The organism is Promicromonospora sp. NPDC023987 (genome assembly GCF_040639055.1).
In the GTDB taxonomy this organism is placed as follows: Bacteria; Actinomycetota; Actinomycetes; order Actinomycetales; family Cellulomonadaceae; genus Promicromonospora.
The window spans coordinates 1-22,717 of the sequence record NZ_JBEZZF010000081.1 but is presented as its reverse complement, the minus strand read 5'-3'; the positions used below and the strand labels follow the sequence as shown (position 1 = coordinate 22,717).

The following is a 22,717-nucleotide window of genomic DNA, read 5'->3' as shown; positions in this document are numbered from 1 at the left end:
GCGTCACTACCGCGACGACGGCGGCCTCGACACTGACCTCGTCCGCCGGCTGGCAGTTCAGGTTACGCGTCATATCCATGTCGGATCGCATTCTCGAAGCGGACCTGCTGCCTGCCTCGATCCCGGCCAAGTGCATCCGACCGACCTTGCCGGGGCCGACGGCGGGACGACCGGCGTCGGGCACGCAACGTCACAGCCTTTCGACCCCTGGGGACGGCCGCCCGCATGGGAGAATGTGCGGGCATCTGTCATCGAAGGGAACACCGTGAACGAAACGCCCCGTGACCAGGGGAACGACCGCGAGGGCGACCGCCGAGGCGAGCGCAAGAGCGGCAGTCGCAACGAGGGCCAGGGTCCGCGTCGCGAAGACCGCGGCGGAGAGCGCGGTAGTGACCGGGGCCGCCGGCATGACGGCGCCCGTGGCGGTGACAGCCCTCGGCGCGACGACCGTGGCGCTGACCGCCCGCGCCGGTCGTACGAGAACCGGAGCACCGACCGCCCTCGGCGCGATGACCGGGGTAGCGGCCGTCCCCGCCAGGACGACCGGGGCACCGGGGACCGTGCGCCCCGCCGCAACGATGACGACCGTCCCCGCCGTTCCTTTGGCGACCGGGACAACCGCGGCGCGCCCTCCGGGTACCGCGGCGGCCGCGACGACCGCGCCCCACGCACCGACCGCCCGTACCGCGGGAACGACGGCGACCGTTCGCGCCGTCCGTCCGAGGACCGGGACAACCGGGGCGGTGACCGCCCGGTGCGCCGCGACGGCGAGCGGCCCGTGCGTCGCGAGCACGACCGTCCCCTGCGCCGGGACGACGACCGTCCCGCACGGCGGGATGACGGCCCCCGCCGAAGCTTCAACCGTGACGACCGGCCGCGCCGTGGCTTCGAGGACCGGGGTGGTAGCCGTCCGGCGCGCCGGGACGATGACCGTCCGGCGCGTCGGGACGATGACCGTCCGCGTCGTTCGTTCGACGACCGGGGCACCGACCGCCCGCGTCGCAGCTTCGAGGATCGTGGTACTGACCGTCCGCGTCGCGAGGACCGGGGTACGGATCGTCCGGCACGTCGGGACGATGACCGTCCGCGCCGTTCCTTCGGCGACCGTGACGATCGCCCGCGTCGTTCGTTCGAGGATCGGGGTACTGACCGTCCGCGTCGTGACGACCGCGGCACCGATCGCCCACGTCGCAACGACGGTGACCGCCCGGTCCGCCGGGACGACCGGGGTACGGACCGCCCGGCACGCCGGGACGAGGACCGTCCGCGCCGCTCGTTCGGTGACCGCGACGACCGGGGCGCGCGAGACAGCCGTGGCCGTGACGACCGGGGCGCTCGCCCGTTCCGCGGGAACACCGCAGACCGTCCGGCGCGCCGCGACGACCGCGCAGACCGTCCCCGCCGCTCGTCCGGTGACCGCGACGACCGTCCGGCCCAGAGCGTCAGCGGGGAGCGTGAGGAACGTGCGCCGCGGCCTCCCGAGCCGGAGATCGCCGAGGACGCCTCGTTCAGCCAGCTCGACCGCGACGTGCGCGGGCGCCTGCGCGGCCTGAGCAAGGACCACGCCGAGTACGTCGGACTGCACCTGGTGATGGCGGGCCGGCTGCTCGACGTCGACCCGGAGCGTGCCTACGAGCACACCCAGGCGGCGGTGCGCGGCGCGGGCCGGATCGACATCGTGCGGGAGGCTGCCGGCCTGGCCGCTTACCACACCAACCGGTTCGCCGAGGCGCTGCGCGAGCTGCGCACGGTTCGCCGGCTGAACGGCTCGTCCGAGCACCTGCCGATCATGGCGGACGCCGAGCGCGGCCTCGGCCGTCCGGAGCGTGCCCTGGCGCTCGCGGCGTCGGAGGAGGCCGCGTCGCTCGACGCGACCGGCCGCGTCGAGCTCGCGATCGTGGCGAGCGGTGCCCGCTCGGACCTGGGCGAGCACGACGCCGCGCTGGCCGCGCTCGACAAGGTCGCGGCGGAGGACGCCAAGGGTGACCTGGGCCTGCGGGTCCTTCAGGCGCGCGCCGTGGCACTCGAGGCTGCCGGTCGGCCGGACGAGGCGACCGCGCTGCTGGCCTCGGTCGACAGCGAGGCGCTCGAGCGGGCCATCGGCGCGGACACACCCGGTGAGGACATCACGGTGTTCGACGTCGAGGAGGACGCGGTGCTCGCCGAGGAGGAGTACGTCGCCGACCACCCCGAGGAGTTCACGGAGAACCCGTCGGACGACGAAGGGGACGAGCCGGAGAAGTCGGTGGACGCGGATGCGGACGAGCCGGCCGACGTGCCCGACAGCGACGAGAAGGTCGCCGACGAGCCTGCTGACGAGGACGACAGCGACGAGAAGGTCGCCGACGAGCCTGCTGACGAGGACGACGAGGAGGACGACGAGGACGACGAGTCGGTCGGCTCGCCTGGCTCATCCGACTCGGTGGATTCAGCCGGCTCCGGTGACTCGGCGGGCTCTGGTGACTCGGCGGACTCTGGTGACTCGGCGGACTCTGGTGACTCGGCGGACTCCGCTGACTCAGCCGATTCTGCTGACTCGGCGGATTCCGCGGACTCGCCCGACGAGGCCGACGAGGCCGACGAGCCGGAGGAGGCCGACGAGCCGAGCGAACCTGGGACGCCCGTCGAACCGGCGGCCGCAGGCTCGACGGAGGCATCCGCAGAGGAGCCGGCCGAGGCCGCGGTCCACCAGCCCGACGTCGCCGACGAGCCGAGCGAACCCGAGGTGAGCAACACCGAGGGCGAGTCGGTTCCCGAGGGCGACCGCCCCGACGTCGGGCAGGAGAAGGCGTGATCGCGAGTGCCGGCCTGCTGGCGAGCGACACCTCGCTCGCCACGGCGTACGACCTCGCGCTCGTCGACCTCGACGGCGTGGCGTACCGGGGGCACCTGCCGATCGAGCATGCGGCGGCGAGCCTCGCTGCCGCACGGTCGGACGGGATGCGCCTGCTCTTCGTGACGAACAACGCGTCGCGCGAGCCGGAGGACGTCGCGGGCCAGCTCACCGGCCTGGAGATCCCGACGGATCCGGGCGAGGTCATGACTGCCGCGCAGGCCTGTGCCGCGCTGCTCGCCACCCGGCTGGACGCGGGCGCGAAGGTGCTGGTCGTCGGCGGTAAGGGCCTGGTGACGGCGGTGCGGTCGGCCGGCTTCACGGTAGTGGAGACGGCGGACGACAAGCCGGACGCGGTCGCGCAGGGCTACGCGCCGGAGGTGGGCTGGACCCAGCTCGCCGAGGCGGCGTACGCGGTGGGCGGCGGTGCCTGGCACGTGGCGAGCAACCTGGATCTGTCGCTCCCGACGGCGCGGGGGTTCGCGCCGGGGAACGGTGCCCTGGTGGGCGCCGTGGTGTCGGCGACGGGTGTCACGCCCGACAGTGCGGGCAAGCCGTCGCCGACCATGTACCGGCTCGCGGTCGAGCGGGTCGCGGCGAGCCGGCCGTTGGTGATAGGGGACCGGCTCGACACGGACCTCGCCGGGGCACGCGCCGGCGGATACCCGGGGCTGCACGTCCTGACGGGTGTCTCGACGGCGCGCGACGCAGTGCTCGCGGTGCCGGGCGAGCGCCCGTCGTTCCTGGGAGCCGACCTGCGTGCGCTGCTCGAACCGCACCCCGCGCCGGCGCTCATGGACGACTGGTACGTGTGCGGTGGTGCGGCGGCCCAGGTCTCCGACGGCGGGCTGCGGCTCGACGGGGCGGGAATCGACCTGGTCCGCGCCGCGTGCGCCGCGGCGTGGGCTGCCGTCGACGCGGGGGAGTCGCTGGACCTGACGTCGGTGCCAGACCTGCCCGTCTGACCCGGGCCACCGCGGGGATCCATGAGGCTGGCGCTCCGTCCCCCGGACCGGTCGACTGCAGACCTGGTCGCCCCCTGATGCGTCGAGTGCAGAGTTGGTCGCGGATACGCCGTCCCTACCCGCGACCAACTCTGCACTCGGCGACCACGGGGGCGACGAAGTCTGCACTCGGCCGGAGGGTGGTCGCCACCTACAGAACCTGGCCGTTTTCTCCCAGGTTCTCTCGGCGGCGGCGGGTACCGTGTGGGGCAGCAGGCAGCAGGCAGCAGGCAGCAGGCAGCAGGCAGCAGGCAGCAGGCAGCAGGCAGCAGGCAGCAGGCAGCAGGCAGACGGCTCGGGGCGACGGGCGGCAGCCCGACGAGCACGGACGAGCATGGACGAGCATGGACGAGCACGGACGAGCACAGTGGAGCGTTGACGCACGATGGACGAGTTCTACGAGACCCAGGAAACCTCGAGCGGCCCGGCTGATCCCGACGCGGGTGTCCGGAGTGCACTCGACGCGCTCGACGGGCTCGACGACCTGCCCCCGGCCGATCACGTCGCCCGGTTCGAGGCCGTGCACGACACGCTGCGCGCGCACCTCAGCGGTGACGCCTGACAGTGGCGACCATGACAGGGAGCACGCGGGTGGACGCGGAGCTGGTCCGCCGTGGCTTGGCCCGCTCCCGGCGCCACGCCGCGGAGCTCGTCGGCTCCGGCCGGGTGCTGGTCGCGGGCCGGGTGGTGATCAAGCCGTCGTCGGCGGTGACTGACGGCACGGACGTGTCGTTGCTGCCCGGGCACGACCCGGAGCACGACTTCGCGTCGCGCGCCGCACTGAAGCTGGCCGGTGCGTTGGACGCGCTGGCTCGGGTGCCGGGCGGACCACGGGTCGAGGGTGCGTTCTGCGCCGATCTGGGCGCGTCCACCGGCGGCTTCACCGACGTCCTGCTGCGCAGGGGTGCCGCGCACGTGGTCGCCGTCGACGTGGGGCACGACCAGCTCCGCCCGGCGCTGCGCACCGATGATCGGGTCACGGTCGTCGAGGGCTTCAACGTCCGCGACCTCACGCGGGCCGATCTCGCGCGGGCGCCGGACCTCGTGGTCGCCGACCTCTCGTTCATCTCCCTGACCGTGGTGCTGCCTGCCGTGGCGGGCGTGCTGCGCCCGGGGGCGCACGCGCTGCTGATGATCAAGCCGCAGTTCGAGGTCGGGCGCGACCGGCTGGGCAGCGGTGGCGTGGTGCGCGACCCGGCACTGCACGCCGAGGTGGTGCGTACGGTGGCCCACGCCGCGCAGGACGCGGGGCTACAGGTGCGTGCGGTCGTGCCCAGCCCGTTGCCCGGCCCGAGCGGGAACCGGGAGTTCTTCCTGTGGCTCGCGCCCGAGGACGGCGGGGGGCCCACCGGCGGGAGCACGGAAGAGCTGGGCGCGGAGCTCGTCACCGAGCCTGTCGAAGCGCCCCGCGAGCACGAGCTGGCCGACGCCGTCGAGGTCGCGGTGGCCTGGCTCCCGGCGCAGGGTGAGCCCGCCGAGCGGCCGGGCCACCCGCCCGAGCCGCCGGCCGTCGTCGTGCGGGGGCGTCCGGGGGCCGCGCAGAGAACTCAGCAGACCGACGAGCACAAGGAGCACGAGCTGTGACCAGACGCGTCTTGATCGTGACTCATGGCGGACGCCCCCGGGCGGTCGCGGCGCTGGCCGAGGCCCTGCGCGAGCTCAAGGCGGCGGGCTTCGAGGCCACGCTGCACGACGACGCGCTGGCCGAGGAGTTCGGCGACCACATGGCGGCCAACCGGGTCCGCGAGGGCGTGCACCGGTCCGAGGCGGTGATGGTGCTCGGGGGCGACGGCACCATCCTGCGTGCCGCGGAGCTGACCCGCGGCACCGACGTGCCGCTGCTCGGTGTGAACCTCGGGCACGTGGGCTTCCTCGCGGAGTCGGAGCGGGAGGACCTGCGCGCCGCCGTCCAGCGGCTCGCGGCCCGCGACTACGAGGTCGAGGAGCGTGCGACGGTCGAGGTGACGGTCCACCTGCCGGGCACGGCAGAGCCGGTGGTGGGCTGGGCGCTGAACGAGGCCACGGTCGAGAAGGCCACGCGTGACCGCATGCTCGAGGTCGCGATCGGGGTGGACGGGCGGCCTCTGCTGTCGTTCGGCTGCGACGGCGTCGTGATGTCCACCGCCACGGGCTCGACGGCGCACGCCTTCTCGGGTGGCGGGCCCGTGATCTGGCCTGATGTCGACGCGGTGCTCATGGTGCCGCTGTCGGCGCACGCGCTGTTCGCCCGGCCGCTGGTGATCGGCCCGCGGTCGCGGTACACGGTCGACGTGCTGCCCCAGTCGACGGTCGAGGGGGTGCTGACGTGTGACGGCCGGCGGGAGATCCGGCTGCCCCGCGGTTCTCGCGTCGTCGTGCGTCAGGGGGGTACGGTGCGGCTCGCACGCCTGTCCAACGCGCCGTTCACGGACCGCCTCGTGTCGAAGTTCAATCTGCCCGTCTCGGGCTGGCGGGACCGTGTCGGGTCAGGGGACGCGGAGGTACAGGATGTACCTTCTGACCCAGCCGCCACCACACCAGAGAATTAAGGAGTCAGGTGCTCGAGGAGATCGCTATCGAGAACCTGGGCGTCATCCGCTCGGCCCGGGTCCCCCTGTCCGACGGCCTGACCGTCATCACGGGTGAGACCGGTGCGGGCAAGACGATGGTGCTCACGGGGCTCAACCTGCTCATGGGCGCCAAGGCGGACCCGCAGTCGGTTCGCCCGGGGGCGTCGTCGGCCGCGGTCGAGGGCCGGGTGCGCGTCTCGGGGCGCGATGCCGTCCTCGGCCGCGTCTCCGAGGCGGGCGGCGAGGTGGAGGACGACGGCACCGTCGTGATCCTGCGCACCATCGCCGACGGCCGGTCGCGCGCCCACCTGGGCGGCCGGTCGGTGCCGCAGGGTGTGCTCGCCGAGATCGCCGAGGACCTGTTCACCGTGCACGGCCAGTCCGACCAGCTGCGGCTGCGGACGTCGGCCAAGCAGCGCGACGCCCTGGACACGTTCGTCGGCCCGGCCCATCAGCGGGTGCTGGCCGCCTACCGCACCGCCTGGACGGAGCGTGGCGGTCTCCTCGCCGAGATCGCGGACCTGGAGGCGCGCGGCGCCGAGCGCGCACGTGAGGTCGAGCTGCTGCGGATCGGCCTGGAGGAGATCGAGCGGGTCGACCCGCAGACCGGCGAGGACGCCGACCTCCAGGCGCTGATCGAGCGCCTGTCCAACGCTGAGGGACTGCGCGCGGCGGCCACGGAGGCGCACGACGCGGTCGCAGGCGAGGACGCCGACGGGGCCAGGGAGAACGCGATAGCGCTCGTCGAACGGGCACGCCGGGCGCTGGACTCCGCCGCGCACTCCGACGCGGCGCTGGGCACGCTCGCGACGCGGTTCGCCGAGGTGGGCTACCTGCTGGCCGACGTCGCCACCGACGTCGCCGCGTACGTCGACGACCTGCAGGCGGACCCGGCGGGCCTGGAGACGGCGCACAACCGCATGGCGGAGCTGAACGCCCTGACCCGCTCCTACGGCGAGACGATCGACGACGTCCTGCAGTGGGCCAGCGACGCCGGCCTGCGCCTCCTCGACCTGGACGACGGCGGCGACCGCCTCACCGCCATGCGCGACCGGGTGACCGAGCTGGACGGCGAGCTGGCCAGGCTTGCCGAGATCCTCACGGCGGAGCGCACCCGCGGCGCGTCCCAGCTCGCCGACGCCGTCACGAACGAGCTGCACGGCCTCGCGATGGGCGGCGCCCACCTCGTGGTCTCGGCGGAGCCGCTCGAGCAGCCCGGCCCGTTCGGCGCCGACCAGGTCACCTTCCTGCTCGTGCCGCACCCCGGTGCGCCGGAACGGCCGCTCGGCAAGGGCGCGTCCGGCGGTGAGCTCTCGCGCGTGATGCTGGCGCTCGAGGTCGCCCTGGCCACCTCGGGCGGCGCGGCCGCCGAGCGCACCGCCGACACCCCCCGCAGCACCTTCGTGTTCGACGAGGTCGACGCCGGGGTGGGCGGCCGGGCCGCCGTCGAGGTGGGCCGGCGGCTGGCGCAGCTGGGCCGCAGCACCCAGGTGGTCGTCGTGACCCACCTGGCGCAGGTCGCGGCGTTCGCGGACGCGCACCTCGTGGTCACCAAGAGCTCCGACGGCGACGCCGGATCGTCCGGTTCCGACGACGGGATGATCACCGTGACGGGCGTGCGTGAAGTCACTGCGGACGCCCGCGTCCGTGAGCTGGCGCGCATGCTGTCCGGCCAGGACGACTCGGAGACGGCGCGGACCCACGCGCTGGAGCTCCTGGAGTCCTCGGTCGTGGGACGATAGAGCGGATGAAGCTGATCTCCCGAGCCGAGAAGCGCGCTGACAAGAGCGCAGCGAAGAGCGCCGCCGACCACGGAACGGCCCTTCCGCAGGCCACAGTGCACGGACCTGCCCGGATCGGAGCGCGGACCAAGGAGCTCACGTCCCGCCTCAACTCGGGCGATATCGCCGTGATCGACCACGTCGACATCGACCGCGTGGCGGCGGACGCCCTCGTGTCCGCCGGACCCGTCGCGGTGCTGAACGCCGCCCGGTCCACCTCCGGCAGGTACCCCAACACGGGACCGGACATCCTGGTCGACGCGGGGATCGTCCTGGTGGACGACCTCGGCCCCGCCGTCATGGCGATCGACGAGCGCGCCGACGTCCGGATCACGGGCGGCGAGGTCTTCGCCGGAGACGTTCTCGTGGCGACGGGCACCTACCAGACGCCGCAGACCGTGGCCACGGACCAGGCAGCCGCGCGCGAAGGCCTGTCGGCCGAGATCGAGCGGTTCGCCGAGAACACCATGACCTACCTGCGTCGCGAGCGGGACCTCCTGCTCGACGGCGTGGGCGTACCCGACATCAGCACCTCGATCGAGGGCCGCCACGTGCTCATCGTGGTGCGCGGCTACCACTACCGGGAGGACCTGGCACTGCTGCGGTCCTACATCCGGGAGAACCGGCCGGTCCTGATCGGCGTGGACGGCGGTGCGGACGCGATCATCGACGCCGGCTGGCAGCCCGACATGATCGTCGGCGACATGGACTCCGTGTCCGACCGGGCGCTGGCCTGTGGCGCGGAGATCGTCGTGCACGCCTACCGTGACGGCAAGGCCCCCGGCCTCGAGCGCGTCAAGGCGCTCGGCGTGGACCCCGTGGTCTTTCCCGCCACGGGGACCAGCGAGGACATCACGATGCTCCTGGCCGACGACAAGGGCGCCGAGCTCATCGTCGCCGTCGGCACGCACGCCACGCTGGTCGAGTTCCTCGACAAGGGGCGCGCGGGCATGGCGTCGACCTTCCTCACCCGGCTGCGCGTCGGTGGCAAGCTCGTGGACGCCAAGGGCGTCTCGCGGCTCTACCGCACGCGGATCTCGAACACCCAGCTCACGCTGCTGTCCGGGGCGGGTGTCGCGGCGGTGCTCGCGGCGCTGGCCTCGACCTCGGCAGGCCAGACCTTCTTCGGACTGATCGGGGCACGCTTCGACGACGTAGTGTCCTGGGTCAGCCACCTGTTCGGCGGCTGACCGGACCGGAGCACGCGCTCCGGCCACCCTGCCGCCCCGACCTGATGCCGGGCACCCGCTGCCCGGAACATGCCTAAGGACTCTTCCGTACCGTGATTGACTTCCGATACCACCTCGTCTCGCTCATCTCCGTCTTCCTCGCGCTCGCCGTCGGCATCATCCTCGGTGCCGGACCGCTGCAGGGCGCGATCGGGGAGACCCTGACGGAACAGGTGGACGCGCTGCGCGCCGAGCGCACCGACCTGCGCACCGAGCTCGACGCCACGCAGACCGCCCTCGACGGCGACGAGCGCTTCATCGAGGCGGCGGGCACGCAGCTCGTGACCGGATCGCTCGAGGGCACCCGCGTGGCGGTCGTGCAGCTCGGCGAGGTCTCCCAGGATGTGCACGACGGTGTCCTGAACCAGATCGACACTGCCGGCGCCACGGTGGTGTCCAAGTCGGTGCTCACCGAGGCTTGGACGGACGCCGCCGAGGAGTCGTCCCGCGAGACCCTCGCCGGGGGACTGCGCGCCAACCTCGGCGAGGCGGCGCCGGAGCAGGACGACCCGAGCGCCGTGCTCGGCGCGGCGCTGGCCCTCGCGCTCACCGGCAGCGACGGTGGCACGGACCGCAGCTCGCAGGCCACCGACCTCGAGGTGCAGCTGGAGCGGTTCGGCCTCGTGGAGCCGGGCGACGAGCAGAGCCAGGCGGCGGAAGCGGTGGTGCTGCTGGTGGGCCCCGCCGGCCAGCCGCAGGAGACCGCCGACGGTGCCACCGAGGAGCCGGAACCGGGCGCAGAGGACGTGTGGCTCTCCGTCGCACGTGCGGTGCAGGGGGTCTCCGGCGCCGCGGTGCTCGCCGGACCGACCACGGAACCGGGCGACGTCGTGCAGGCGGTGCGGGACGACGAGGAGATCGCCGCCGAGGTGAGCACGGTGAGCGGCATCGACCGGCTCGTGGGCCGCATCAACGTGCCGTTGGCCGTCGCGGCGCGCCTGGGCGGCGTCGTCGGGCAGTACGGCCTGGAGGACGACGCGACGGCGGTCCTGCCGCCGGCGGTCGACTGAGCCGGAGGTGCAGCGCAGGGTGAGGACCGAGGAACGAGGTACTCGCCCGAAGCGGAACCGCAGGCTCAGTCGATATGAGTAGAGACTGAGCCGGAGGTGCAGCGCAGGGTGAGGAACGAGGTACTCGCCCGAAGCGGAACCGCAGGCTCAGTCGATACAGGTAGAGGCTGAGAGTCCGACCCGAAGAACCGACACAGACCGAGGGGTACTCATGGGTGCAGGCAGGTTCATCGCCGCTGGCATCGCCGCAGGAGCCGTGACGGCGTTCGCGCGCCGCAAGCTGGGCGAGAAGGTCGCCGACGGCGGACTCGGCGGCGCCTCACTGTGGACGCGGACCAACCATCGCGGCGAGCCGATCAGCCTGCTGGAGGGCCCAGCGGTCACCGCGGGGCTCGTGGCCGGCGCGGCGGTCAGCGGCGGCCGGGCACCGGGGGCGTCGGCGTTCGCGACGGCCGCGGCCGGCGCCTTCGGCCTGGTCGACGACCTCGCCGAGGACACGTCAGTGCGCACCAAGGGCCTGAAGGGGCATCTCGGCGCCCTCCTGGAGGGGCGCCTGACCACCGGCGGCCTCAAGGTGCTCGGCATCTCCGGCTCCGCGCTCGTCGCCGCGGCGGTGGGTACCCGCCGCACGGGCAGCGCGTTCGGGCACCTGGTCGACGTCGGGCTCAACGGCGCCCTCATCGGAGGCACCGCGAACCTGATCAACCTCTTCGACCTGCGCCCCGGCCGGGCCCTCAAGGCCGGCACGGCGGCGAGCCTCCCGTTCATGCTGGGCGGCGCGGGTGCCGCCACCGGTGCGGTGCTCGGCGCCGCGGCCGCGGCCGCCCCGGGTGACCTGGGGGAGCAGGACATGCTGGGCGACGGCGGCGCCAACGCGCTCGGCGCGCTGGTCGGCAGCCAGATCGCGTTCGGTACGTCCCGCGCGGTGCGCTGGACGGCGCTCGCGGGCGTGGTCGGGCTCATGCTGGCCTCGGAGAAGGTCAGCTTCTCGAAGGTGATCGCGGGCAACGAGTGGCTGAACAAGGCCGACATGCTCGGTAGGCGACCGGTCGAGCCCGCACCGGTGGTCGAGCCGACCAGCGGGCCCGTGGCGTCCCCGGGCGCGTGAGCCGCGCCAGAACCCTGGCGAGCGCCGCGCTGCTCGTCACGGTCGTCACGCTCGCCAGCCGCATGGTCGGTTTCGGCCGCTGGCTCGGACAGGGCGCGTGGCTCGGGTCCGACGGCGTCGGGACGGTCTTCAACTCCGCCAACCAGCTGCCCAACCTGCTCTTCGAGGTGGCGGCAGGCGGTGCGCTCGCGGGCGCCGTCGTGCCCCTGCTGGCCGGGCCGCTGAGCCGGGCAGCGTTCACCGCCGACGGCACGGCCGCCTCGAAGGAGCAGGCGTCGAGGATCGCCTCGGCGCTGCTCGGCTGGACGCTGGTGGTGCTGGTGCCGCTGGCCGGGCTCATGGCGCTCCTGGCGCGCCCGATCATCAGCCTGACCGGGCTGACCGACCCGGTGCACGTGGACGTCGCCACGGGCTTCCTGCGGGTGTTCGCGGTACAGGTGCCGCTCTACGGCCTCGCCGTCGTGCTGGGCGGCATCCTGCAGGCGCACAAGCGGTTCTTCTGGCCGGCGTTCGCGCCGCTGGTGTCCAGCCTCGTCGTGATCGTCGTCTACGGGGTCTTCGGCGCGCTGGCGCACGGCGACCAGCAGGACGTCGCGGAGCTGTCGGAGCGGGCCCTGGGCTGGCTGGCGTGGGGCACCACGATCGGCGTCCTGTTCCTCGCCCTGCCGCTCGTGGTGCCCGTGTGGCGCACCGGGCTGCGGCTGCGGCCCACGCTGCGGTTCCCGTCGGGGGAGGGCCCGCGCGCCGCGCGCCTGGCGTTCGCCGGCGTCGGCGCCCTGGTCGTCCAGCAGCTGTCGATCTTCCTGACGCTGCGCGCGGCCAACGCCGCCGGAGGCGACGGCACGCTGTCGGTCTACCTGTACGCCCAGCAGGTCTACCTCCTGCCGTACGCCGTGCTCGCGTTCCCGATCGCCACCAGTGCGTTCCCGTACTTCGCCGAGCACGCGTCGGCCGGCCGGCTCGGCGAGCTGCGCGCTCTGGTGGCGCGCACCACGCGCAGCCTGCTGCTCGTGACGGCCGCCGGCGTCGCCGCGCTGATGGCCGCGGCCCCGTACGTCGAGCGGGTCTTCGACCTGATCGTGCGTGGCGACGCTCCCGGCATGGCCACGGGACTCATCTGGCTGGCGCCCGGGCTGATCGGCTTCGCGCTGATCCTGCACCTGTCGCGCGCGCTGTACGCCGTCGACCACGGGCGGGCCGCCGTCATCGCCACCGCGAGCGGGTGGGGCGTGTCCGCGGTCGGCGCGGCGCTCGTGCCGCTGCTGTTCGCGGGCCGGTCGCCGGGGCGGGGCTGCACGGTGCCCTCCTGCTCGGAGTACGCGCTGCGGACCGACGTCATGGCGGTCCTTGGGGCCGTCGGCACGGCAGGGATGATCGTGGCCGGGCTGGGGCTGCTCCTGGCCGTGCGCAGGCATCTGGGCCGGGACGCGCTGAGCGGCGTCTGGCGGGCGCTCATGGTGCTCGTGGTGGCCGCGGGGGCCGGGACCGCCGTCGGCTGGCTGGTGCCCGCGTGGCTGGCCCCGCAGCGCCTGTCCTTCGGCTGGTTCGCGTCCGCGCCGCTGCGCGAGGTGGAGTTCGACGGCGGCCGGTTCGCCGCAGCCCTCGGGCTCGGGCTGGCCGTTGGCCTGCTGGCCGCGCTCGTCACGCTCGTGATCGCCGTGCTGCTCGACCCCGGTCTGCGCGCCGCCGTCGGGCCCCGTCTCGGCAAGCTGCGGAGGAAGTTCTCCCGGAGCGCCTGATCCGGCGGGCGAGAACGGCGCCGTGGGGGCAGACTCGATCGGAACAAACCGACAATCCGCGAGTGAACGGCGGGTGTGCTGGGAGTTACACCACGAGCACGCCGTACCTCGGATAGGGTGGAGTTCCGTGGTCGAACACCGAAGCAGTCTCCAGTCCCGTCAGCGGTCCGGCGCCTCCACGCCGACCAAGCACATCTTCGTCACCGGTGGTGTGGCGTCCTCTCTCGGCAAGGGGCTGACGGCGTCATCGCTCGGCCGTCTTCTCCGCTCGCGTGGCCTCAGCGTCACCATGCAGAAGCTGGATCCCTACCTCAACGTGGATCCCGGCACGATGAACCCGTTCCAGCACGGTGAGGTCTTCGTCACCGAGGACGGCGCCGAGACCGACCTGGACATCGGGCACTACGAGCGGTTCCTCGACATCGAGCTGCCCGCCTCGTCCAACGTGACGACCGGCCAGGTGTACTCCCGCGTCATCGCCAAGGAGCGCCGCGGCGAGTACCTGGGCGACACCGTGCAGGTGATCCCGCACATCACCGACGAGATCAAGTTCCGGATGCGCGAGCAGGCGTCCGACGCCGTCGACGTGATCATCACCGAGATCGGCGGCACGGTCGGCGACATCGAGTCGCAGCCGTTCCTCGAGGCCGCGCGCCAGGTGCGGCACGAGCTCGGCCGCGACGACGTGTTCTTCCTGCACGTCTCGCTGGTGCCGTACATCGGCCCGTCCGGCGAGCTCAAGACCAAGCCGACGCAGCACTCCGTGGCCGCGCTGCGCACCGTCGGCATCCAGCCGGACGCCATCGTGCTCCGGTCGGACCGCGTGGTGCCGGAGAGCATCAAGCGCAAGATCGCGCTCATGTGCGACGTCGACAACGAGGCAGTGATCAACTGCGCCGACGCCCCGTCGATCTACGACATCCCGCGCGTCATCCACTCCGAGGGCCTGGACGCCTACGTGGTGCGCCGCCTCGGCATGCCCTTCCACGACGTGGACTGGGACGGCTGGAGCCGGCTCCTGGAGCGCGTGCACGAGCCGGAGCACAACGTCGAGGTCGCGCTCGTCGGCAAGTACATCGACCTGCCGGACGCCTACCTCTCCGTGACCGAGGCGCTGCGCGCGGGCGGCTTCGCGAACGACGCCAAGGTCGGCATCCGCTGGGTCGCCGCTGACGACTGCCAGACGCCGGAGGGTGCGGAGGCCTCCCTCGAGGGCGTCGACGCGATCCTCGTGCCGGGCGGCTTCGGCGTGCGCGGCATCGACGGCAAGGTCGGGGCGCTGCGCTGGGCGCGCGAGAACCTCGTGCCCACCCTCGGCATCTGCCTGGGCCTGCAGTCCATGGTCATCGAGTACGCGCGCAACGTGCTGGGCTGGGCGGACGCGTCGTCCACCGAGTTCCACCCGAGCAGCAGCCACCCGGTCGTGGCGACCATGGCGGAGCAGAAGGCGATCGTCGAGGGTGAGGGCGACATGGGCGGCACCATGCGGCTCGGCGCCTACCAGGCGCAGCTCACCGCAGGCTCCGTGGTGGCCAAGGCGTACGGCAGCGAGAAGGTGTCCGAGCGGCACCGGCACCGCTACGAGGTGAACAACGCCTACCGCGGTGAGCTGGAGGAGGCGGGCCTGCTGATCTCCGGCACGTCGCCCGACTCGTCGCTCGTGGAGTTCGTCGAGCTCCGCGCCGACCTGCACCCGTACTACGTGTCCACGCAGGCCCACCCGGAGTTCAAGTCGCGTCCCACGCGTGCGCACCCGCTGTTCTCGGGCCTGATCGCCGCCGCGCTCGAGAAGCAGTTCTCGTGACCACGAGCACGGAGCAGGTCGGCGACGTCATCGACCCGCGACCCGCGCGCCGGCTGGACGTCCCGTTCCAGGGCTTCGTGGTCGACATGGTCTCGGACGAGGTCGACCTGGGCGAGGCCGGCGGCATCGTGCGCCGGGAGTACGTGGACCACCCGGGTGCGGTGGTCGTCGTGGCGCTGAACGACGACGGCGACGTCCTGCTCCTGCGCCAGTACCGGCACCCGGTCGGCGCCTTCCTCTGGGAGGCGCCCGCCGGTCTGCTCGACCTGGACGGCGAGGACCCGCACGTCGCGGCGGCTCGTGAGCTGGCCGAGGAGGCGGACATGTCCGCCGCCACCTGGGACGTGCTCCTCGACCTGCTGCCCACGCCGGGCGGGAGCAACGAGGCGGTGCGCGTCTACCTGGCCCGCGACCTGACGCCGGTGCCGGACGACGAGCTGCACACGCGCGAGGCCGAGGAGGCCGACATGGTCGTCGTGCCGGTGCCGCTGGAGGAGGCCGCCGCGCTCGCGCTCGCCGGCAAGCTGCACAACGCCGCGACCATCGCGGGCGTGCTCGCCGCGGCGATCGGCCGGGCGTCGGACTGGGAGACGCTGCGCCCGGTCGACAGCCCGTGGGAGTACCGCAAGAACTGAGCGGTGCAGCCCGATGGCCGGTCGTGGTTAGAGCCACGTCATCGGGCTGCGCTATTCTCCCCGCGTGACCAGCGAACCCGACATGCTTCCCAACGTATCGTCCCTTCCGGCGTGGCTCGTTCCGTCCGTCTACCTCAACTGGTCCGAGGACTGGCTGGGCGAGGCGGTCGCGATCGCGAGCCGCAGCCACGAGCACCGTCTGCCGGGTGGTGCGGACGGCCCGCAGCGCGGCGACGTCGTCGTCACCGTCGTGGGCTCGGAGCCCGGCATCGTCGCCGCGGTCGAGCTCATGGGCACCAGCCAGGGTGAGGACTGGGTCAGTGACGAGGTGTTCGGCCCCGACAAGCCAGTGGTCTGGGACGACCTCTTCAACGGCGCCGCCGCGTACGCGCGGTCGTCCGGCTGGCTGCCCCAGGAGCACGCCCGCCTGGTGCTCGACGGCATCGCCCACCAGTACAAGCACGGTGCCACCGGCACGCTCGACGCCGGCAACTGCGAGACCGACGAGCTGTCGCCCAACCTGCACGTCCTGCGCCTGCTCGGGCACAAGCAGGTGGCGGGCGCCGACCTGCGCCGCGAAGAGCGCTGCGCGTCGTGCGAGCGGTTCGTCGACGTCATGCAGCTGCGGCCGCACGACGACGGTGCCCACACCGGCGAGACCGGCGAGCGTCCCCTCGGGGAGCTCATCGAGCAGACGTTCCTGGTGTGCGGACCGTGCCACGCCCTGCTGCACCCGCACCCGGTGCTGTCGCAGCGGGCGCAGATGCGTCCGTCGTGCCCGTCGTGCGGCCAGCGCGGCGCCACCAAGCGCATCGTGTGGGGCCAGGCCATCCACGACAACCTGAGGCTCGAGCCGGACGTCGTCTACGGCGGCTTCGACACCCCGGTACCGACGCCGGACTGGTACTGCCCCGAGTGCTACGCGAACTTCTCGTCGGGTGCCGTGGCGCAGCGCGCGCTGGGCGACCTGCCGGAGGCTGCGCCGGTGCCTGTGCCGGTCGGCGCGGGCCCGGTCGGCACGCCCCCGTCGGGCGAGGACCTCTGGATCCCGGAGGTCTGACCCAGGTCCGCGTCTACCCAGCGATTCGGTCCGAAACTCTCAACGGTTTCGGGCGGAATCGCTGGGTAGACGTTTGCTCTCACGCTCGGCGTCCGTCGTGGTGGCCAGCGTGCCCGCGACGAGTGCGCGCGCCAGCTCGTGCGCCGACGGGACGCCGGCGTCGCTCGGCGTCGTCACCAGAGCGAACAGCGCGGCGCCGTAGAGCGTGATGAGGAGCGGGGCGGCCCGTGGCGGCAGGTCGAGACCCAGCAGCGCGTGCTGGTCACCGGTGAAGGCGGCGGCACCCCCGGCCAGGCGGGACATGGCAGCGGCGAGCGCCGGGCGCCGCCGCGACTCGAGCACGAGCTCGAAGATCGCCAGGTACCGGTCACGCAGGGACGACGACGCGGTCTCCAGCGAGATCCCGATCAGCTCGGCGAGGTCCGGCGCCCGGTCGGCGTCCTCGCGGACGGCGTCGGTGTTGACGCGGTCCATCTCGTCGAGGTGCAGCTCGATGATCCGTTCCGCCGCCGCGACGAGCAGCTCCTCGCGGTTGCGGAAGTAGTTGGAGGCGGTGCCCGCGGGGAGCCCGGCTGCGCGCTCGGCGGACCGGTGGGTGAGCCCGTGCACGCCGTCCGACGCGAGCAGGGAGATGGCGGCGTCGGTCAGGGCGCGGCGTCGGGCAGGGTTGGTCCGGGGCACCTGCCCAGTATGGCACCATGTGTTCTACTACGAACGTAGTGGTACAACGGGTAGCCGGGAGGCGTGATGACCAGGAGTGCGATAGTCGTCGGAGCGGGGATAGCGGGCCTGACCACGGCCAACGCCCTGCTGCGCTGTGGCTGGGACGTCCAGGTGCTCGAGCTCTCGCCCGAACCGCGCACCACGGGTGCCGGCATCGTGCTGATGGCCAACGCGCTGCGCGGCCTCGACGCGGCAGGGGTGGGCGGCACGGTGCGGCCGGCGGGCCGGCCGATCTCCCCGGGCATGCTCCGCGACGGCTCGGGCCGGACGCTGGTCCACCTGTCGGCCGAGCGGATCGCCGCACGGCTCGGCACCATCGCCATCGCCTTCCACCGGCCCCGCCTCCAGGCGGCCCTCCTGGAGGCCCTCGGCGACGCCCGCGTCACCTACGGCGCGGAGGCGCTCGCGGTCGAGCCCGGCGACACCGCGCGACCCGCCACCGTCACCCTCGAGGGCGGCTCCACGCTGAGCGCGGACCTGGTGGTCGCCGCGGACGGCGTCCGGTCGAACCTGCGCGCCGCCGTTGCCCCGGACGCGACGGAGCCCGTGTACGTCGGGTCGACGACCTGGCTCGCCGTGCTCGACAACCCCGGGATCACGGAGATGTCCCAGACCTGGGGACCGGGTGGCGAGTTCGGCCTGATCGCCCTGGCCGACGGCCAGCTCTACTGGTACGCGACACAGGTGGGCCCGCCGGGTCGGCCGACGGGCGACCCGGTCGCGAACCTGGACGCCGCCAGGGCAGCCTTCGCGGGCTGGCACGATCCCATCCCGCAGGTCCTGGCGGCCACACCGCCGGAGCGGCTGCTGCAGCTCGACCTCTACGGCTTTCCGAAGCCGATCCCGCACATGGCGCGGGGCCGGGTCGCCCTGGTGGGCGACGCGGCGCACGCGATGCCGCCGAACGTGGGCCAGGGCGGAGGCCAGGGGATCGAGGACGCCGTGGTGCTGGCGGCGTCGGTCTCCGGCACGGGTTCCGTGGTCGAGGGGCTCGCCGCCTACGACCGCGTGCGGCGTCCCCGGACCGCCGGGGTGCTGCGCTCGGCCTGGGCGAGCGCGCGGTTCGGCGAGCAGCTGGCCAACCCGGCGCTCGTCGGCATGCGCAACGGGTTGCTGCGGGCGCTCCCGTCGGGCGCCATGATCGGCGCCATGGAGCGGTTCGCGCAGTGGGCGCCGCCCGTGCTGCCGGCGCGCTGATGCTGGCGCTCTGCCGCGAAGTCACGACCTCGGGGCCAGAGCTGCCGGAATCAGCGCACCCGGGTCGTCAGCCAGACCCGCGTGGTGCCCGCGATCAGCACGGCCGCGCCGATCATGTGCAGCCCCACCAGCAGCTCGGGCAGGTCGGTGAAGTACTGCACGTACCCGATGAGGCCCTGCGCCAGCGTGATGGCGACCAGGATCACCGCGGCGCGCCGCACCGGGGCGGGCCCGCCGCGAACCGCCACCAGGTAGGCGACCAGGGCGGCCAGGAAAACCCAGACCGCGGCGGCGTGCCACTTGGTCAGCAGCGCCGGGTCGACGGCGATCCGGTAGCCCACCTCGGCGTCGCCGCTGTGGGGGCCCGCACCCGTGGTCAGCACGCCGAGCACGACCACGACGGCGGTCAGCGCGGCGAGCGCCCAGGCCAGGGCGCGGGTACGGGGTCCGACCACGCGGACCGGGGCCTTGTCGCCCTCGTCGTGCCGGTGCAGCACGTACAACGACGCTGCCACGAGGGCGGCCGACACGCCGAAGTGCAGGGAGACCCAGCCGGGGTGCAGGTGCAGCAGCACCACGACGCCGCCGATCAGGGCCTGCGCCAGCACGCCGAGGATCGGCACCAGGCCGAGCAGGCGGTAGGACGATGACCGCTTCAGGTCGGTGCAGACCGCGACGGCGAGCAGGACCCCGATGAGCGCCAGCACGCCGGTCAGCGTGCGGTTCCCGAACTCGATGTACGGGTGCAGGGTCGTGGCCTCGTGGAACTGTGGGGTGAACTGGCCGGGCTCGCACTCCGGCCACGTGGAGCAGCCCAGTCCTGACTCGGTCAGGCGCACGGCACCGCCGGTTCCGATGATGCCGATCTGGCCGACCAGGTTCGCGACGATGACGGCGCGCGTCCAGTGGCGGAAGCGGTCGATCCAGCCGGCGAACGCGGCGAACCGGGACGTGGGGGCGGCGGTTGCGGTCACAGCCCAACGCTAGCGGCCGACGGCGGCGTCGCGCCCCGCATGCGGCCCTGACCGGGTGTGATCTGTGCCCGGCGCGGAAGGGTCGGGCCGGTCGCGGGCCGACCCCTCCTGCCGACCTCTCCTGCTGGGCCGGCCCCCTGGATCAGGGCACGAACGCGCCGAGCTGGGCGTCGAGCCAGGGGTAGAGCTCTTCGGCCCTGGTGCCCATCCGGGACCTCAGGTCACGAGTCGGCTCGTCGGCCAGCACCTCGAGCGCACCGTCCGCGACGCCGTCGTAGGCCTGGGCGACCACGCTCTCGGCGCTGACCTTCGGGACGTCCCACCGCTGAGTCATCGGCGTGTCGACCATGCCGACGAGGAGGCCGATCACGTGCGTGCCCTGGGCCCGCAGCTGGAGCCGCAGCCCGTTGGTGGCCGACCACATCGCCGCCTTCGACGCCGCGTAGCCGGTCGGCACGTTGCTCCAGGCCGCCGCGGACAGGTTGTTCAGGAGGGTTCCGCCGCCGTTGGCCGCGAGCACCGGCGCGAAGGCGTTCGCGACGCGCAGCGTGCCGAAGAAGTTCGTCTCGAAGGTGCGGCGCAGCTCGTCCTCGGGTCCCGCGACGGAGTCACCGGCCGGTGCGATGCCCGCGTTGTTGACCAGCAGGTCGACGTCGGAGGCCGTGGCGGCGGCGCGGGTGGCGTCGTCCGGGCTGGTGAGGTCGAGGGTCAGCGGCTGGATCCGTGGGTCCGTCCAGCGCCCGGGGGAGCGGGTCGCCGCGTAGACCTTGCGGGCCCCGCGGTCGAGCGCCTGCTGCACGAACTGCGCTCCGAGGCCGCCGTTGGCGCCCGTCACGAGCACCGTACGGCCGTCGAGTGTCTGGTTCATCTATACTCCTCGATCATGTGGGGAGTGTCCCCGGATCAGTATGTGGGGAGCCTCCCCGTTTATGCAAGGAGAGATGCCATGCCTGCTGCTCGAGGTGCTCCCACCCCGGCGCCGCGGCCCTTGCGGGCCGATGCGCGCCGCAACCGCGACGCGGTCCTGCGCGCGGCGCGCGAGACCTTCGCGGAGGAGGGCGTGCTCGCCTCGCTGGACGGCATCGCCCTGCGGGCCGGGGTCGGCAACGCCACGCTCTACCGGAACTTCCCCACGCGCGACGACCTGCTGGCAGCCGTGATGGAGGACTACATCGGCACGGCGCTGGCCGAGGCCGACGAGCTGGCACGTTCGCACACCCCGCGGGAGGCGCTCGTGGAGTGGCTCGTGCGGCTGACGTGGCAGCTGCGCATCTGGCACGACCTGCCATACTGCGTCGCCACCACGTACGACGACCCGGAGTCGCCGCTCTACTCCGCGTGCAACCCGCTGCTCGTGCGGACGGGTGACCTGCTCGACGCCGCGAAGTCGTCGGGCGACGCGGCCGACGCAGTCACCCGTGACGAGGTGTTCGAGCTCGCCACGACGCTGTCCTGGGGAGTCGACCGGTTCGGTGACGACGAACGGGCCGGGCGCCGTCGGGTGGAGATGGGGACCGCGGGCATCTTCGCCTGACGGGCCAGGGAACCACGAAGGGACCCCGGCTGGATGCCGGGGTCCCCTCGTGGATGGTGGGCGTGGCCGTCAGAGGCCGCTCACGTTGAGCAGCAGGTTGGGCGAGCCGGTGCCCGGGTCGGTTACGACGTCCGGCAGGGCAGCACCTGTCAGGGCGTCGCCGACCTCGGCCGGGGTGGCCGCGGGGTTGCCGGACAGCACGAGCGCCGCCGCACCCGCGACGTGCGGGGTGGCCATCGAGGTGCCGCTGATCGTGTTGGTGTCCGTGTCACTGGTGTACCAGGCCGACGTGATGCCGCTGCCCGGCGCGAAGATGTCCACGCAGCTGCCGATGTTCGAGTACGACGCACGGGCGTCCGTGTCCTCGGTGGCGCCCACCGTGATCGCCTCCGGGGTGGAGCTCGGGGACCCGTCGCACGCGTCCGCTCCGCTGTCGTTGCCCGCCGCGAGAGCGAAGGTGACGCCGTCCGCGACGGCCGCCGAGACGGCGTCGTTCACTGCCTGCGAGAACCCGCCGCCGAGCGACATGTTGGCCACGGCCGGGTCGCCGGCCTGGTGGTCCGCGGTCACCCAGTCGATGCCCGCGATGACGCCGTCGAAGCTGCCCGAGCCGCCGCAGTCCAGGACGCGGACCCCGACGAGCGAGACGTCCTTGGCGACGCCGTGGGCCGAACCGCCCACGGTGCCCGCCACGTGCGTGCCGTGACCCGCGCAGTCCGTGGCGTCGTCGTCACCGTCGACCGTGTCGGTGCCGCTGACCGCCCGGCCGCCGAAGTCCTCGTGGGTGGTCAGGATGCCCGTGTCCACGATGTAGGCCGTCACCCCCGAGCCCGAGCTCTCGTACGTGTACGAGTCGTCGAGCGGCAGCTCCGCCTGGTCGATGCGGTCCAGGCCCCAGGAGGGGACCGGCGACTGGGTGTCGCTGGCCGTCACCACGCGGTTCTGCTCCACGTACGCCACCGATGGGTCGGCCGCGAGCTGCTTGGCCTGGCCCGGCGACATGGACGCCGAGAAGCCCCGCACCGCGTTGGTGTAGGAGTGCCGCACCTCGCCGCCGTACTTCTGCACGAGGGTGCTGGCCGTGCCCTTGACCTCGGCCTTGGCGACGTCGGAGTCCTCGAGCACGACGATGTACGAGTCCTCGATCAGCGCGCCCGCGACGGGCGCAGTGACCTCGTCCGGCGTCGTGTACGTCATGGCCGCGGCGGCCGGAGCCGCTGCGAGTGCGATTGCTATGCCCGCGCCGACGATCAGCCGACGGCGGTTGCTGTGTGTGGAAGTCACGCTGCCTCCCTGGGGATGTAGGTGAAGTGAACCCTAAAAGGGTAAATTTCACCCGCATACTCACGAAAGAGTCATACCGTGCGGCTATGAGTGAGGGTAGGTGCTTTCGCGGACTGGCGGGGCTGGGGGACCGGCGGGACCCGCGGGCTGGCGGGCAGCTGCGCCACTGGGTTCGGTCACTTGCACGGACGCCGGGATGAGTTCGGTCCGTTGACGTGAGATCGGTCCTTCAACCGACCGATCTCACGTCAAC

At 73.0% G+C, this 22,717-nt stretch carries 20 protein-coding genes; 15 read left to right on the top strand and 5 right to left on the bottom strand.

Features of this window, described 5'->3' with window-relative positions:
- Positions 1 to 190: 190 nt before the first annotated feature.
- Entirely contained in the window at positions 191 to 1,585 is a 1,395-nt protein-coding gene (locus AB0F40_RS24255) for a hypothetical protein (protein WP_357473874.1), read from the bottom strand.
- Here AB0F40_RS24255 and AB0F40_RS24250 point away from each other — a divergent pair.
- The 13 genes from AB0F40_RS24250 (at position 1,529) to AB0F40_RS24190 (ending at position 16,752) form a co-directional block, all read left to right on the top strand.
- Complete coding sequence (locus AB0F40_RS24250; protein ID WP_357473871.1) at positions 1,529 to 2,794, top strand: hypothetical protein; 1,266 nt, start codon at positions 1,529 to 1,531, stop codon at positions 2,792 to 2,794. The genes AB0F40_RS24255 and AB0F40_RS24250 overlap by 57 nt on opposite strands.
- Positions 2,794 to 3,798 carry an HAD hydrolase-like protein gene (locus AB0F40_RS24245; RefSeq protein ID WP_357473877.1) on the top strand — a complete coding sequence of 335 codons (1,005 nt, stop codon included), beginning with the start codon at positions 2,794 to 2,796 and terminating at the stop codon, positions 3,796 to 3,798. The genes AB0F40_RS24250 and AB0F40_RS24245 overlap by 1 nt, the downstream gene beginning before the upstream one ends.
- A 424-nt stretch (positions 3,799 to 4,222) precedes the next feature.
- Positions 4,223 to 4,399, top strand: a complete 177-nt coding sequence (locus AB0F40_RS24240) for a hypothetical protein (RefSeq protein WP_357473868.1) — start codon at positions 4,223 to 4,225, stop codon at positions 4,397 to 4,399.
- An 11-nt stretch (positions 4,400 to 4,410) separates the two neighbouring features.
- Positions 4,411 to 5,421: a TlyA family RNA methyltransferase gene (locus AB0F40_RS24235; RefSeq protein WP_357473865.1), complete on the top strand. Its 1,011-nt coding sequence runs from the start codon at positions 4,411 to 4,413 to the stop codon at positions 5,419 to 5,421.
- Positions 5,418 to 6,365, top strand: coding sequence for an NAD kinase (locus tag AB0F40_RS24230; protein ID WP_357473862.1), 948 nt, complete (start codon positions 5,418 to 5,420; stop codon positions 6,363 to 6,365). The genes AB0F40_RS24235 and AB0F40_RS24230 overlap by 4 nt, the downstream gene beginning before the upstream one ends.
- A gap of 8 nt (positions 6,366 to 6,373) precedes the next feature.
- Positions 6,374 to 8,128 carry a DNA repair protein RecN gene (gene recN / locus AB0F40_RS24225; protein WP_357473859.1) on the top strand — a complete coding sequence of 585 codons (1,755 nt, stop codon included), beginning with the start codon at positions 6,374 to 6,376 and terminating at the stop codon, positions 8,126 to 8,128.
- A gap of 5 nt (positions 8,129 to 8,133) precedes the next feature.
- Complete coding sequence (gene steA / locus AB0F40_RS24220) at positions 8,134 to 9,357, top strand: putative cytokinetic ring protein SteA (protein ID WP_357473856.1); 1,224 nt, start codon at positions 8,134 to 8,136, stop codon at positions 9,355 to 9,357.
- A gap of 92 nt (positions 9,358 to 9,449) precedes the next feature.
- Positions 9,450 to 10,406 carry a copper transporter gene (locus AB0F40_RS24215; protein ID WP_357473853.1) on the top strand — a complete coding sequence of 319 codons (957 nt, stop codon included), beginning with the start codon at positions 9,450 to 9,452 and terminating at the stop codon, positions 10,404 to 10,406.
- Positions 10,407 to 10,617: 211 nt separating this feature from the next.
- Positions 10,618 to 11,514, top strand: coding sequence for a hypothetical protein (locus AB0F40_RS24210; RefSeq protein WP_357473850.1), 897 nt, complete (start codon positions 10,618 to 10,620; stop codon positions 11,512 to 11,514).
- Entirely contained in the window at positions 11,511 to 13,253 is a 1,743-nt protein-coding gene (locus AB0F40_RS24205; RefSeq protein WP_357473848.1) for a lipid II flippase MurJ, read from the top strand. The genes AB0F40_RS24210 and AB0F40_RS24205 overlap by 4 nt, the downstream gene beginning before the upstream one ends.
- Before the next feature lie 127 nt (positions 13,254 to 13,380).
- Positions 13,381 to 15,057: a CTP synthase gene (locus AB0F40_RS24200; protein ID WP_357473845.1), complete on the top strand. Its 1,677-nt coding sequence runs from the start codon at positions 13,381 to 13,383 to the stop codon at positions 15,055 to 15,057.
- Positions 15,054 to 15,692, top strand: coding sequence for an NUDIX hydrolase (locus AB0F40_RS24195; RefSeq protein WP_357473842.1), 639 nt, complete (start codon positions 15,054 to 15,056; stop codon positions 15,690 to 15,692). The genes AB0F40_RS24200 and AB0F40_RS24195 overlap by 4 nt, the downstream gene beginning before the upstream one ends.
- A gap of 64 nt (positions 15,693 to 15,756) precedes the next feature.
- On the top strand, positions 15,757 to 16,752 hold the full coding sequence (locus tag AB0F40_RS24190; protein ID WP_357473839.1) for a hypothetical protein: 996 nt from the start codon (positions 15,757 to 15,759) through the stop codon (positions 16,750 to 16,752).
- A 39-nt stretch (positions 16,753 to 16,791) separates the two neighbouring features.
- On the opposite strand, the gene AB0F40_RS24185 is transcribed toward AB0F40_RS24190, so the two are convergent.
- Positions 16,792 to 17,433: a TetR family transcriptional regulator gene (locus AB0F40_RS24185; RefSeq protein WP_357473836.1), complete on the bottom strand. Its 642-nt coding sequence runs from the start codon at positions 17,431 to 17,433 to the stop codon at positions 16,792 to 16,794.
- Between the two features lie 66 nt (positions 17,434 to 17,499).
- On the opposite strand from AB0F40_RS24185, the gene AB0F40_RS24180 reads away from it, so the two are divergent.
- Positions 17,500 to 18,672, top strand: a complete 1,173-nt coding sequence (locus AB0F40_RS24180) for an FAD-dependent monooxygenase (protein WP_357473834.1) — start codon at positions 17,500 to 17,502, stop codon at positions 18,670 to 18,672.
- A 50-nt stretch (positions 18,673 to 18,722) separates the two neighbouring features.
- Here the strand turns inward: AB0F40_RS24180 and AB0F40_RS24175 are convergent, their stop codons facing one another.
- Together AB0F40_RS24175 and AB0F40_RS24170 are read right to left on the bottom strand one after the other, a co-directional pair.
- The gene (locus tag AB0F40_RS24175) at positions 18,723 to 19,646 is read right to left on the bottom strand and encodes a COX15/CtaA family protein (RefSeq protein ID WP_357473831.1); all 924 of its coding nucleotides are present in this window, start codon (positions 19,644 to 19,646) and stop codon (positions 18,723 to 18,725) included.
- A 142-nt stretch (positions 19,647 to 19,788) separates the two neighbouring features.
- Entirely contained in the window at positions 19,789 to 20,514 is a 726-nt protein-coding gene (locus AB0F40_RS24170; protein ID WP_357473828.1) for an SDR family oxidoreductase, read from the bottom strand.
- 78 nt (positions 20,515 to 20,592) lie between these two features.
- Between AB0F40_RS24170 and AB0F40_RS24165 the strand changes: the two genes are divergently transcribed.
- Entirely contained in the window at positions 20,593 to 21,180 is a 588-nt protein-coding gene (locus tag AB0F40_RS24165) for a TetR/AcrR family transcriptional regulator (RefSeq protein WP_357473825.1), read from the top strand.
- Positions 21,181 to 21,249: 69 nt separating this feature from the next.
- Here the strand turns inward: AB0F40_RS24165 and AB0F40_RS24160 are convergent, their stop codons facing one another.
- Positions 21,250 to 22,464, bottom strand: coding sequence for a S8 family peptidase (locus tag AB0F40_RS24160; RefSeq protein ID WP_357473823.1), 1,215 nt, complete (start codon positions 22,462 to 22,464; stop codon positions 21,250 to 21,252).
- Between the last annotated feature and the right edge of the window lie 253 nt (positions 22,465 to 22,717).

Excerpts from the sequence above, each read along its gene's own strand:
- AB0F40_RS24240 (WP_357473868.1), top strand. The coding sequence starts at position 4,223 with ATGGACGAGTTCTACGAGACCCAGGAAACCTCGAGCGGCCCGGCTGAT.
- AB0F40_RS24235 (WP_357473865.1), top strand. The coding sequence starts at position 4,411 with ATGACAGGGAGCACGCGGGTGGACGCGGAGCTGGTCCGCCGTGGCTTG.
- steA (WP_357473856.1), top strand. The coding sequence starts at position 8,134 with ATGAAGCTGATCTCCCGAGCCGAGAAGCGCGCTGACAAGAGCGCAGCG.
- AB0F40_RS24210 (WP_357473850.1), top strand. The coding sequence starts at position 10,618 with ATGGGTGCAGGCAGGTTCATCGCCGCTGGCATCGCCGCAGGAGCCGTG.
- AB0F40_RS24180 (WP_357473834.1), top strand. The coding sequence starts at position 17,500 with ATGACCAGGAGTGCGATAGTCGTCGGAGCGGGGATAGCGGGCCTGACC.
- AB0F40_RS24170 (WP_357473828.1), bottom strand. The coding sequence starts at position 20,514 with ATGAACCAGACACTCGACGGCCGTACGGTGCTCGTGACGGGCGCCAAC.
- AB0F40_RS24165 (WP_357473825.1), top strand. The coding sequence starts at position 20,593 with ATGCCTGCTGCTCGAGGTGCTCCCACCCCGGCGCCGCGGCCCTTGCGG.